General features: G+C 33.3%; 14 protein-coding genes. All 14 read left to right on the top strand.

Annotated elements, in window-relative coordinates; genetic code table 11:
* The first annotated feature begins 806 nt into the window (after positions 1–806).
* The 14 genes from IDG65_RS11000 to veg all read left to right on the top strand — a co-directional run bounded on the left by IDG65_RS11000 (position 807) and on the right by veg (position 12,541).
* Positions 807–2,144 carry an aminotransferase class V-fold PLP-dependent enzyme gene (locus IDG65_RS11000; RefSeq protein ID WP_000812832.1) on the top strand — a complete coding sequence of 446 codons (1,338 nt, stop codon included), beginning with the start codon at positions 807–809 and terminating at the stop codon, positions 2,142–2,144.
* A gap of 1 nt (position 2,145) precedes the next feature.
* Entirely contained in the window at positions 2,146–2,763 is a 618-nt protein-coding gene (gene tmk / locus IDG65_RS10995; RefSeq protein WP_001272126.1) for a dTMP kinase, read from the top strand.
* Positions 2,764–2,790: 27 nt separating this feature from the next.
* A complete protein-coding gene (locus IDG65_RS10990; RefSeq protein WP_000781979.1) occupies positions 2,791–3,120 on the top strand; it encodes a cyclic-di-AMP receptor in 330 nt (109 codons plus the stop codon).
* A gap of 213 nt (positions 3,121–3,333) precedes the next feature.
* Complete coding sequence (locus IDG65_RS10985; protein ID WP_000344337.1) at positions 3,334–4,260, top strand: DNA polymerase III subunit delta' C-terminal domain-containing protein; 927 nt, start codon at positions 3,334–3,336, stop codon at positions 4,258–4,260.
* Positions 4,261–5,064: a PSP1 domain-containing protein gene (locus tag IDG65_RS10980; RefSeq protein ID WP_052997691.1), complete on the top strand. Its 804-nt coding sequence runs from the start codon at positions 4,261–4,263 to the stop codon at positions 5,062–5,064.
* Positions 5,065–5,080: 16 nt separating this feature from the next.
* Positions 5,081–5,428, top strand: coding sequence for a DNA replication initiation control protein YabA (gene yabA / locus IDG65_RS10975; RefSeq protein ID WP_000375686.1), 348 nt, complete (start codon positions 5,081–5,083; stop codon positions 5,426–5,428).
* A gap of 273 nt (positions 5,429–5,701) precedes the next feature.
* Positions 5,702–6,427, top strand: coding sequence for a tRNA1(Val) (adenine(37)-N6)-methyltransferase (locus IDG65_RS10970; protein WP_000910684.1), 726 nt, complete (start codon positions 5,702–5,704; stop codon positions 6,425–6,427).
* Positions 6,420–6,668, top strand: a complete 249-nt coding sequence (locus IDG65_RS10965; RefSeq protein ID WP_000377064.1) for a GIY-YIG nuclease family protein — start codon at positions 6,420–6,422, stop codon at positions 6,666–6,668. Before IDG65_RS10970 ends, IDG65_RS10965 begins: the two co-directional genes overlap by 8 nt.
* A gap of 1 nt (position 6,669) precedes the next feature.
* A complete protein-coding gene (gene rsmI / locus IDG65_RS10960) occupies positions 6,670–7,509 on the top strand; it encodes a 16S rRNA (cytidine(1402)-2'-O)-methyltransferase (protein WP_000279926.1) in 840 nt (279 codons plus the stop codon).
* Between the two features lie 284 nt (positions 7,510–7,793).
* On the top strand, positions 7,794–9,767 hold the full coding sequence (gene metG / locus IDG65_RS10955; RefSeq protein WP_001051129.1) for a methionine--tRNA ligase: 1,974 nt from the start codon (positions 7,794–7,796) through the stop codon (positions 9,765–9,767).
* 30 nt (positions 9,768–9,797) lie between these two features.
* Complete coding sequence (locus IDG65_RS10950) at positions 9,798–10,571, top strand: TatD family hydrolase (RefSeq protein ID WP_000904312.1); 774 nt, start codon at positions 9,798–9,800, stop codon at positions 10,569–10,571.
* Positions 10,572–10,737: 166 nt separating this feature from the next.
* Positions 10,738–11,274: a ribonuclease M5 gene (rnmV, locus tag IDG65_RS10945; RefSeq protein ID WP_000700080.1), complete on the top strand. Its 537-nt coding sequence runs from the start codon at positions 10,738–10,740 to the stop codon at positions 11,272–11,274.
* Between the two features lie 10 nt (positions 11,275–11,284).
* Complete coding sequence (gene rsmA / locus IDG65_RS10940) at positions 11,285–12,178, top strand: 16S rRNA (adenine(1518)-N(6)/adenine(1519)-N(6))-dimethyltransferase RsmA (protein ID WP_000886500.1); 894 nt, start codon at positions 11,285–11,287, stop codon at positions 12,176–12,178.
* A gap of 99 nt (positions 12,179–12,277) precedes the next feature.
* Positions 12,278–12,541, top strand: coding sequence for a biofilm formation stimulator Veg (gene veg, locus IDG65_RS10935; protein WP_001126664.1), 264 nt, complete (start codon positions 12,278–12,280; stop codon positions 12,539–12,541).
* Positions 12,542–12,604 lie beyond the last annotated feature (63 nt).

Below are 12,604 nucleotides of genomic sequence, written 5' to 3'. Positions count from 1 at the left end.
AAACACAAAGAAAAATGGCTTGGCGAAGTGAAAACGTTTGAATCTGACGAAACGAGAAAAGAGCGCAACGAGTTTAGTAGAGCTAAATGAGTAAGCGAGAGCCGAAGGAGAGGAAAGAAGCAAGCGATTGTCACAAGTCAAGAAAGGTCTTTAGCGACGATGGTAGCCAACTTACGTTCCGCTAGAGTAGAACGTTGCCAGGCAAGTTGAGACCGTGAGGTCTCTTTTTTTATGTCTAAAACGTCAAAATAAAAAGTAAACACAAAGAAAAATGGCTTGGCGAAGTGAAAACGTTTGAATCTGACGAAACGAGAAAAGAGCGCAACGAGTTTAGTAGAGCTAAATGAGTAAGCGAGAGCCGAAGGAGAGGAAAGAAGCAAGCGATTGTCACAAGTCAAGAAAGGTTCTTAGCGAGGATGGTAGCTAACTTACGTTCCGCTAGAGTAGAACGTTGCTAGACAAGAAATGAATGCGATGAGCCGCATTGAGTGTGAAATTGATATTTTAATAATGTGCACTTTTGATTATTTAAATCTGTGACTAGAAGTATAAGTGAAGACATTCAGAAGTATTATAAAAAGTGAACAGCAGTAAGATAGTTTTTAATCATAAATCATCTTACTGCTGTTTTTAGATTTTATGTCTAATATCTTTTAAATCGAAGTACAAAAAGGAAATTAATTATTATACAATAGACAAGCTATTGCATAAGTAACACTAACTTTTGTCAAAGAAGTGTTACTATATAATTAATACTTTTGAAAGTAACTAATTCCAAAACAGTGTAAATAAAGGAAGCGTATATCATGAAGCAACCTATTTTAAATAAATTAGAAAGTTTAAATCAAGAAGAAGCGATTTCTTTGCATGTTCCGGGTCATAAAAATATGACTATCGGTCATTTATCTCAATTATCAATGACAATGGATAAAACTGAAATACCTGGATTAGATGATTTACATCATCCTGAAGAAGTCATTTTGGAAAGTATGAAGCAGGTGGAGAAACATTCAGATTATGATGCTTATTTCTTAGTGAATGGCACCACTTCAGGAATATTATCTGTCATCCAGTCTTTTTCACAGAAAAAAGGCGATATCTTAATGGCAAGAAATGTACATAAATCTGTGTTACATGCGCTCGATATTAGCCAACAAGAAGGGCATTTTATTGAAACGCATCAAAGTCCGTTAACGAATCATTATAATAAAGTTAATTTAAGCCGTTTGAATAATGACGGTCACAAACTTGCTGTGTTGACTTATCCTAACTATTACGGTGAAACATTTAATGTAGAAGAGGTTATCAAATCTTTGCACCAATTAAATATTCCTGTACTCATTGACGAAGCACACGGCGCGCACTTTGGATTGCAAGGATTTCCAGATTCTACATTAAATTATCAAGCTGACTATGTTGTTCAATCTTTTCATAAAACGTTACCAGCTTTAACGATGGGCTCGGTACTTTATATTCATAAAAATGCACCTTATAGAGAAACTATTATAGAATATCTAAGCTACTTCCAAACATCTAGTCCTTCGTATTTGATTATGGCTAGTTTAGAGTCAGCTGCCGAGTTCTATAAAACATATGATAGTACCGTGTTTTTTGATAAGAGAGCGCAATTAATCGAATGTTTGGAGAAGAAGGGTTTTGAAATGCTTCAAGTTGATGATCCGTTGAAGTTGCTGATAAAATATGAAGGTTTTACAGGTCATGATATTCAAAATTGGTTTATGAATGCACATATCTATTTAGAATTAGCGGACGACTATCAAGCATTAGCGATATTGCCGTTATGGCATCATGATGATACGTATTTATTTGATTCGCTTTTACGTAAAATTGAAGATATGATTTTACCGAAAAAATCAGTTTCTAAAGTTAAACAAACACAACTTTTAACAACTGAAGGTAACTATAAACCAAAACGCTTTGAATATGTTACTTGGTGTGATTTGAAAAAGGCAAAAGGTAAAGTTCTGGCGCGACATATTGTCCCGTATCCGCCAGGGATTCCTATTATTTTCAAAGGAGAAACAATAACTGAAAATATGATAGAATTGGTAAATGAATATCTGGAAACTGGAATGATAGTTGAAGGAATTAAAAATAATAAAATTTTAGTTGAGGATGAATAAAATGTCAGCTTTTATAACTTTTGAGGGCCCAGAAGGCTCTGGAAAAACAACTGTAATTAATGAAGTTTACCATAGATTAGTAAAAGATTATGATGTCATTATGACTAGAGAACCAGGTGGTGTTCCTACTGGTGAAGAAATACGTAAAATTGTATTAGAAGGCAATGATATGGACATTAGAACTGAAGCAATGTTATTTGCTGCATCTAGAAGAGAACATCTTGTATTAAAGGTCATACCAGCTTTAAAAGAAGGTAAGGTTGTGTTGTGTGATCGCTATATCGATAGTTCATTAGCTTATCAAGGTTATGCTAGAGGGATTGGCGTTGAAGAAGTAAGAGCATTAAACGAATTTGCAATAAATGGATTATATCCAGACTTGACGATTTATTTAAATGTTAGTGCTGAAGTAGGTCGCGAACGTATTATTAAAAATTCAAGAGATCAAAATAGATTAGATCAAGAAGATTTAAAGTTTCACGAAAAAGTAATTGAAGGTTACCAAGAAATCATTCATAATGAATCACAACGGTTCAAAAGCGTTAATGCAGATCAACCTCTTGAAAATGTTGTTGAAGACACGTATCAAACTATCATCAAATATTTAGAAAAGATATGATATAATTGTTAGAAGAGGTGTTATAAAATGAAAATGATTATAGCGATCGTACAAGATCAAGATAGTCAGGAACTTGCAGATCAACTTGTTAAAAATAACTTTAGAGCAACAAAATTGGCAACAACAGGTGGGTTTTTAAGAGCGGGTAATACAACATTCTTATGTGGTGTCAATGATGACCGTGTAGATGAAATATTGTCTGTGATTAATCAAACGTGTGGTAATAGAGAACAGTTGGTTTCACCTATTACACCTATGGGAGGCAGTGCGGATTCGTACATTCCATATCCAGTTGAAGTTGAAGTTGGCGGTGCTACTGTATTTGTTATGCCAGTTGATGCATTCCATCAATTTTAATTCTATAATACAATCATCAATTAGAGATACTTAAAATAGTGTATTAATAAGTTATTAACAATTTTGGGTTGCTTGACTGCGACTAGTTCAGATGCCAATAGATTTGATTTTTGTGGTTCTAAAAATAATCACAAATCATGGTCGCTATTGTTGCAGTAATTAGTTGCTCTTTGGCAACCTTTTTATATAAAAGCAAAAGGGAGTTTGTAATGAATGGATGAACAGCAACAATTGACGAATGCATATCATTCAAATAAATTATCGCATGCCTATTTATTTGAAGGTGATGATGCACAAACGATGAAACAAGTTGCGATTAATTTTGCAAAGCTTATTTTATGTCAAACAGATAGTCAATGTGAAACAAAGGTTAGTACATATAATCATCCAGACTTTATGTATATATCAACAACTGAGAATGCAATTAAGAAAGAACAAGTTGAACAACTTGTGCGTCATATGAATCAACTTCCTATAGAAAGCACAAATAAAGTGTACATCATTGAAGACTTTGAAAAGTTAACTGTTCAAGGGGAAAACAGTATCTTGAAATTTCTTGAAGAACCACCGGACAATACGATTGCTATTTTATTGTCTACAAAACCTGAGCAAATTTTAGACACAATCCATTCAAGGTGTCAGCATGTATATTTCAAGCCTATTGATAAAGAAAAGTTTATAAATAGATTAGTTGAACAAAACATGTCTAAGCCAGTAGCTGAAATGATTAGTACTTATACTACGCAAATAGATAATGCAATGGCTTTAAATGAAGAATTTGATTTATTAGCATTAAGGAAATCAGTTATACGTTGGTGTGAATTGTTGCTTACTAATAAGCCAATGGCACTTATAGGTATTATTGATTTATTGAAACAGGCTAAAAATAAAAAACTGCAATCTTTAACTATTGCAGCTGTGAATGGTTTCTTCGAAGATATCATACATACAAAGGTAAATGTAGAGGATAAACAAATATATAGTGATTTAAAAAATGATATTGATCAATATGCGCAAAAGTTGTCGTTTAATCAATTAATTTTGATGTTTGATCAACTGACGGAAGCACATAAGAAATTGAATCAAAATGTAAATCCAACGCTTGTATTTGAACAAATCGTAATTAAGGGTGTGAGTTAGATGCCAAATGTAATAGGTGTTCAGTTTCAAAAAGCGGGAAAATTAGAATATTATACACCTAATGATATACAAGTAGATATAGATGACTGGGTAGTTGTCGAATCTAAAAGAGGCATAGAGATAGGTATTGTTAAAAATCCATTAATGGATATTGCTGAAGAGGATGTTGTGTTACCTCTTAAAAATATTATTCGCGTTGCTGATGACAAAGATATTGATAAATTTAATTGTAATGAACGAGATGCTGAAAATGGATTAATACTATGTAAAGACATTGTAAGAGAACAAGGTTTGGACATGCGTTTAGTCAATTGCGAATATACATTAGATAAATCGAAAGTTATTTTTAATTTTACGGCGGATGATCGTATTGATTTTAGAAAATTAGTAAAAATATTAGCGCAACATTTAAAAACACGTATCGAGTTGAGACAAATTGGTGTAAGGGATGAAGCCAAATTGCTTGGCGGTATCGGACCTTGTGGTAGGTCGTTATGTTGTTCTACATTTTTAGGGGATTTTGAACCAGTATCGATTAAGATGGCTAAGGATCAAAATTTATCATTAAATCCAACTAAAATTTCTGGTGCATGTGGTCGTTTGATGTGTTGTTTAAAATATGAAAATGACTATTATGAGGAAGTACGTGCACAATTACCTGATATTGGTGAAGCAATTGAAACGCCTGATGGTAACGGGAAAGTAGTTGCTTTAAATATATTAGACATTTCTATGCAGGTGAAGCTTGAGGGACATGAACAGCCACTTGAATATAAATTAGAAGAAATAGAAACTATGCATTAAGGAGGCATTATTACATTTGGATCGCAATGAAATATTTGAAAAAATAATGCGTTTAGAAATGAATGTCAATCAACTTTCAAAAGAAACTTCAGAATTAAAGGCACTTGCAGTTGAATTAGTAGAAGAAAATGTAGCGCTTCAACTTGAAAATGATAATTTGAAAAAGGTGTTGGGCAATGATGAACCAACTACTATTGATACTGCGAATTCAAAACCAGCAAAAGCTGTGAAAAAGCCATTACCAAGTAAAGATAATTTGGCTATATTGTATGGAGAAGGATTTCATATTTGTAAAGGCGAATTATTTGGAAAACATCGACATGGTGAAGATTGTCTGTTCTGTTTAGAAGTTTTAAGTGATTAATCAAGCACACTCAAATAGTGTTATAATTATAAATGAATATGGTTTGGATAAGTCTGAGACAATGCATGTTTCAGGCTTTAATTGTGTATAAAGTTTTGGTGATTGCATAAGAGATAGCGGTACTAAATGTTATTATTAAGTGTGCACGCAGTATCATTAGTTATAAAATGTAGCTGTTAAAAGTCAAAAATACATCGAATGTAGATAGGCATATAATATAAAAAGAGATTTCAATTACTCAATAGAAAAAGGTTGTCTTCATAGGAGTTAAAAATGTTAAAAGAGAATGAACGATTTGATCAACTAATCAAAGAAGATTTTAGTATTATTCAAAATGATGATGTTTTTTCGTTTTCAACGGATGCTTTGTTGTTAGGGCATTTTACAAAACCTAGAACAAAAGATATTGTGTTGGACTTATGTTCAGGCAATGGGGTGATACCGTTGTTATTGTTTGCGAAACATCCACGACATATAGAAGGTGTTGAGATTCAAAAAACACTTGTCGATATGGCGCGACGCACATTTCAATTCAATGATGTTGATGAATATATAACAATGCATCACATGGATTTGAAAAACGTTACTAAAGTATTTAAACCTTCACAATATACTTTAGTAACGTGTAATCCACCTTATTTTAAAGAGAATCAGCAACACCAACATCAAAAAGAAGCACATAAGATAGCGAGACATGAGATTATGTGTACACTTGAAGATTGCATGATTGCAGCCCGTCATTTATTAAAAGAAGGTGGCAGGCTAAACATGGTACATCGTGCAGAGAGACTAATGGATGTCTTGTTTGAAATGAGAAAAGTGAATATTGAACCTAAGAAAGTCGTTTTTATATATAGTAAAGTAGGGAAATCAGCACAAACGATAGTAGTAGAAGGTCGAAAAGGTGGAAATCAAGGTTTAGAAATCATGCCCCCATTTTATATTTATAATGAAGATGGTAATTATAGCGAAGAAATGAAGGAAGTATATTATGGATAGTCATTTTGTATATATTGTAAAATGTAGTGATGGAAGTTTATATACAGGATACGCTAAAGACGTTAATGCACGTGTTGAAAAACATAACCGAGGTCAAGGAGCCAAATATACGAAAGTAAGACGTCCGGTGCATTTAGTTTATCAAGAAATGTATGAGACAAAGTCTGAAGCATTGAAGCGTGAATATGAAATTAAAACTTATACCAGACAAAAGAAATTGCGATTAATTAAGGAGCGATAGTATGGCTGTATTATATTTAGTGGGCACACCAATTGGTAATTTAGCAGATATTACTTATAGAGCAGTTGATGTATTGAAACGTGTTGATATGATTGCTTGTGAAGACACTAGAGTAACTAGTAAGCTGTGTAATCATTATGATATTCCAACTCCATTAAAGTCATATCACGAACATAACAAGGATAAGCAGACTGCTTTTATCATTGAACAGTTAGAATTAGGTCTTGACGTTGCGCTCGTATCTGATGCTGGATTGCCCTTAATTAGTGATCCTGGATACGAATTAGTAGTGGCAGCCAGAGAAGCTAATATTAAAGTAGAGACTGTGCCTGGACCTAATGCTGGGCTGACGGCTTTGATGGCTAGTGGATTACCTTCATATGTATATACATTTTTAGGATTTTTGCCACGAAAAGAGAAAGAAAAAAGTGCTGTATTAGAGCAACGTATGCATGAAAATAGCACATTAATTATATACGAATCACCGCATCGTGTGACAGATACATTAAAAACAATTGCAAAGATAGATGCAACACGACAAGTATCACTAGGGCGTGAATTAACTAAGAAGTTCGAACAAATTGTAACTGATGATGTAACACAATTACAAGCATTGATTCAGCAAGGCGATGTACCATTGAAAGGCGAATTCGTTATCTTAATTGAAGGTGCTAAAGCGAACAATGAGATATCGTGGTTTGATGATTTATCTATCAATGAGCATGTTGATCATTATATTCAAACTTCACAGATGAAACCAAAACAAGCTATTAAAAAAGTTGCTGAAGAACGACAACTTAAAACGAATGAAGTATATAATATTTATCATCAAATAAGTTAATCACTTTATCGATTATATGAAATTTTAAACGATTTTATAAACGCAAGCTGTAATTTTAAATGGTAAGTTATCATTTTGCATTGATACTGATAAAATGATGTTGACTATGATAAAAAAATGATGACATCGACGTTTTTTAATGTAAAATAAATACATTGAAAGTAATAAATACCTTAACATTGAATAAGATGAAAATGAGATGACGAGATAAATGTTCGCGTCCGTTGAAATGCATAGAAATCTTAGATATTATTTGAAGTGAGACATTACGAGGAGGAACAGTTATGGCTAAAGAAACATTTTATATAACAACCCCAATATACTATCCTAGTGGGAATTTACATATAGGACATGCATATTCTACAGTGGCTGGAGATGTTATTGCAAGATATAAGAGAATGCAAGGATATGATGTTCGTTATTTGACTGGAACGGATGAACACGGTCAAAAAATTCAAGAAAAAGCTCAAAAAGCTGGTAAGACAGAAATTGAATATTTGGATGAGATGATTGCTGGAATTAAACAATTGTGGGCTAAGCTTGAAATTTCAAATGATGATTTTATCAGAACAACTGAAGAACGTCATAAACATGTCGTTGAGCAAGTGTTTGAACGTTTATTAAAGCAAGGTGATATCTATTTAGGTGAATATGAAGGTTGGTATTCTGTTCCGGATGAAACATACTATACAGAGTCACAATTAGTAGACCCACAATACGAAAACGGTAAAATTATTGGTGGCAAAAGTCCAGATTCTGGACACGAAGTTGAACTAGTTAAAGAAGAAAGTTATTTCTTTAATATTAGTAAATATACAGACCGTCTATTAGAATTCTATGACCAAAACCCAGATTTTATACAACCACCATCAAGAAAAAATGAAATGATTAACAACTTCATTAAACCAGGACTTGCTGATTTAGCTGTTTCTCGTACATCATTTAACTGGGGTGTCCATGTTCCGTCTAATCCAAAACATGTTGTTTATGTTTGGATTGATGCGTTAGTTAACTATATTTCAGCATTAGGCTATTTATCAGATGATGAGTCACTATTTAACAAATACTGGCCAGCAGATATTCATTTAATGGCTAAGGAAATTGTGCGATTCCACTCAATTATTTGGCCTATTTTATTGATGGCATTAGACTTACCGTTACCTAAAAAAGTCTTTGCACATGGTTGGATTTTGATGAAAGATGGAAAAATGAGTAAATCTAAAGGTAATGTCGTAGACCCTAATATTTTAATTGATCGCTATGGTTTAGATGCTACACGTTATTATCTAATGCGTGAATTACCATTTGGTTCAGATGGCGTATTTACACCTGAAGCATTTGTTGAGCGTACAAATTTCGATCTAGCAAATGACTTAGGTAACTTAGTAAACCGTACGATTTCTATGGTTAATAAGTACTTTGATGGCGAATTACCAGCGTATCAAGGTCCACTTCATGAATTAGATGAAGAAATGGAAGCTATGGCTTTAGAAACAGTGAAAAGCTACACTGAAAGCATGGAAAGTTTGCAATTTTCTGTGGCATTATCTACGGTATGGAAGTTTATTAGTAGAACGAATAAGTATATTGACGAAACAACGCCTTGGGTATTAGCTAAGGACGATAGCCAAAAAGATATGTTAGGCAATGTAATGGCTCACTTAGTTGAAAATATTCGTTATGCAGCTGTATTATTACGTCCATTCTTAACACATGCGCCGAAAGAGATTTTTGAACAATTGAACATAAACAATCCTCAATTTATGGAATTTAGTAGTTTAGAGCAATATGGTGTGCTTACTGAGTCAATTATGGTTACTGGGCAACCTAAACCTATTTTCCCAAGATTGGATAGCGAAGCGGAAATTGCATATATCAAAGAATCAATGCAACCGCCTGCTACTGAAGAGGAAAAAGAAGAGATTCCTAGCAAACCTCAAATTGATATTAAAGACTTTGATAAAGTTGAAATTAAGGCAGCAACGATTATTGATGCTGAACATGTTAAGAAGTCAGATAAGCTTTTAAAAATTCAAGTAGACTTAGATTCTGAACAAAGACAAATTGTATCAGGAATTGCCAAATTCTATACACCAGATGATATTATTGGTAAAAAAGTAGCAGTTGTTACTAACCTGAAACCAGCTAAATTAATGGGACAAAAATCTGAAGGTATGATATTATCTGCTGAAAAAGATGGTGTATTAACCTTAGTAAGTTTACCAAGTGCAATTCCAAATGGTGCAGTGATTAAATAACTGTATTTTTAAAAATTAGGAGAGATAATTATGTTAATCGATACACATGTCCATTTAAATGATGAGCAATACGATGATGATTTGAGTGAAGTGATTACACGTGCTAGAGAAGCAGGTGTTGATCGTATGTTTGTAGTTGGTTTTAACAAATCGACAATTGAACGCGCGATGAAATTAATCGATGAGTATGATTTTTTATATGGCATTATCGGTTGGCATCCAGTTGACGCAATTGATTTTACAGAAGAACACTTGGAATGGATTGAATCTTTAGCTCAGCATCCAAAAGTGATTGGTATTGGTGAAATGGGATTAGATTATCACTGGGATAAATCTCCTGCAGATGTTCAAAAGGAAGTTTTTAGAAAGCAAATTGCTTTAGCTAAGCGTTTGAAGTTACCAATTATCATTCATAACCGTGAAGCAACTCAAGACTGTATCGATATCTTATTGGAGGAGCATGCTGAAGAGGTAGGCGGGATTATGCATAGCTTTAGTGGTTCTCCAGAAATTGCAGATATTGTAACTAATAAGCTGAATTTTTATATTTCATTAGGAGGACCTGTGACATTTAAAAATGCTAAACAGCCTAAAGAAGTTGCTAAGCATGTGTCAATGGAGCGTTTGCTAGTTGAAACCGATGCACCGTATCTTTCGCCACATCCGTATAGAGGGAAGCGAAATGAACCGGCGAGAGTAACTTTAGTAGCTGAACAAATTGCTGAATTAAAAGGCTTATCTTATGAAGAAGTGTGCGAACAAACAACTAAAAATGCAGAGAAATTGTTTAATTTAAATTCATAAAGTTAAAAGTGAGAAAGATCACCGCCATAAATGTAAACGATGCTATATTCGTTTAATATGCTATGGTTCTTTCTCACTTTTTTAAATTAAAATATCGTGCATGTGGAATACGTGCGATAGAGATGGTTAGAGCTTTGAAATTAAGAATTGTAGGAAGGCGTTTTAAATGAAAATCAATGAGTTTATAGTTGTAGAAGGACGAGATGATACTGAGCGTGTTAAACGAGCTGTTGAATGTGATACGATTGAAACGAATGGTAGTGCCATCAACGAACAAACTTTAGAAGTAATTAGAAATGCTCAACAAAGTCGAGGCGTTATTGTATTAACAGATCCAGATTTCCCAGGAGATAAAATTAGAAGTACAATTACTGAACATGTCAAAGGTGTTAAACATGCGTATATTGATAGAGAAAAAGCTAAAAATAAAAAAGGGAAAATTGGTGTTGAACATGCCGACTTAATTGATATTAAAGAAGCGTTAATGCATGTTAGTTCACCCTTTGATGAAGCTTATGAATCAATTGATAAATCTGTGCTAATAGAGTTGGGGTTAATCGTTGGGAAAGATGCAAGGCGCCGTAGAGAAATTTTAAGTAGAAAATTGCGAATCGGCCATTCCAATGGTAAGCAGTTATTGAAAAAGTTAAATGCATTTGGTTATACCGAAGCGGATGTAAGGCAAGCTTTAGAAGATGAATGAGGAAGTGAAAATATTGGATAATAAAGATATTGCAACACCATCAAGAACGCGAGCGTTGTTAGATAAATATGGCTTTAATTTTAAAAAAAGTTTAGGACAGAACTTTTTGATAGATGTGAATATCATTAATAATATCATTGATGCAAGTGATATTGATGCACAAACTGGGGTGATTGAAATTGGTCCAGGTATGGGGTCATTGACAGAACAATTGGCCAGACATGCTAAAAGGGTATTGGCATTTGAAATTGATCAACGTTTAATACCTGTATTAAATGATACTCTATCACCTTATGATAATGTGACGGTGATTAATGAAGATATTTTAAAAGCGAATATTAAAGAAGCTGTTGAAAATCATTTACAAGATTGTGAAAAAATAATGGTTGTTGCAAACCTGCCGTACTATATTACGACGCCAATTTTATTAAATTTAATGCAACAAGATATACCAATTGATGGCTACGTGGTGATGATGCAAAAAGAAGTGGGCGAACGCTTAAATGCTGAAGTAGGTTCAAAAGCATATGGTTCGTTATCAATTGTCGTACAATACTATACAGAGACTAGTAAAGTATTAACGGTACCTAAATCTGTATTTATGCCACCACCTAATGTTGATTCAATAGTTGTAAAACTGATGCAGAGAACTGAACCGTTAGTAACAGTAGATAACGAGGAAGCATTCTTTAAGTTAGCAAAAGCAGCATTTGCACAAAGAAGAAAGACAATTAACAATAACTATCAAAATTATTTTAAAGATGGTAAACAACACAAAGAAGTGATTTTACAATGGTTAGAACAAGCGGGGATTGATCCAAGACGTCGCGGTGAAACGCTATCTATTCAAGATTTTGCTAAATTGTATGAAGAAAAGAAAAAATTCCCTCAATTAGAAAATTAAATGATTGACAAAGCAAAGCACTATTGTTAAAATTTAAATTTTGTTTGACGAAAACGCTGCAAATATGGTATTATGTAACTTGTAGCGAGGTGGAGCAATATGCCAAAATCAATTTTGGACATCAAAAATTCTATTGATTGTCATGTAGGAAATCGTATTGTACTGAAAGCCAATGGAGGCCGTAAGAAAACAATAAAACGTTCTGGAATTTTAAAAGAAACATATCCGTCAGTTTTCATTGTTGAGTTAGATCAAGACAAACACAACTTTGAGAGAGTATCTTATACATACACTGATGTGTTAACTGAAAATGTTCAAGTTTCATTTGAAGAGGATAATCATCACGAATCAATTGCACACTAAATAAGACATATAGAGATGTTAGACGTTTCTTAGTATAAGAAGTAAATATTATGATAATTATTT

The organism is Staphylococcus sp. EG-SA-17 (assembly GCF_017151845.1).
Taxonomy (GTDB): Bacteria; Bacillota; Bacilli; order Staphylococcales; family Staphylococcaceae; genus Staphylococcus; species Staphylococcus aureus.
This window is presented reverse-complemented; position numbering and strand designations above follow the sequence as displayed.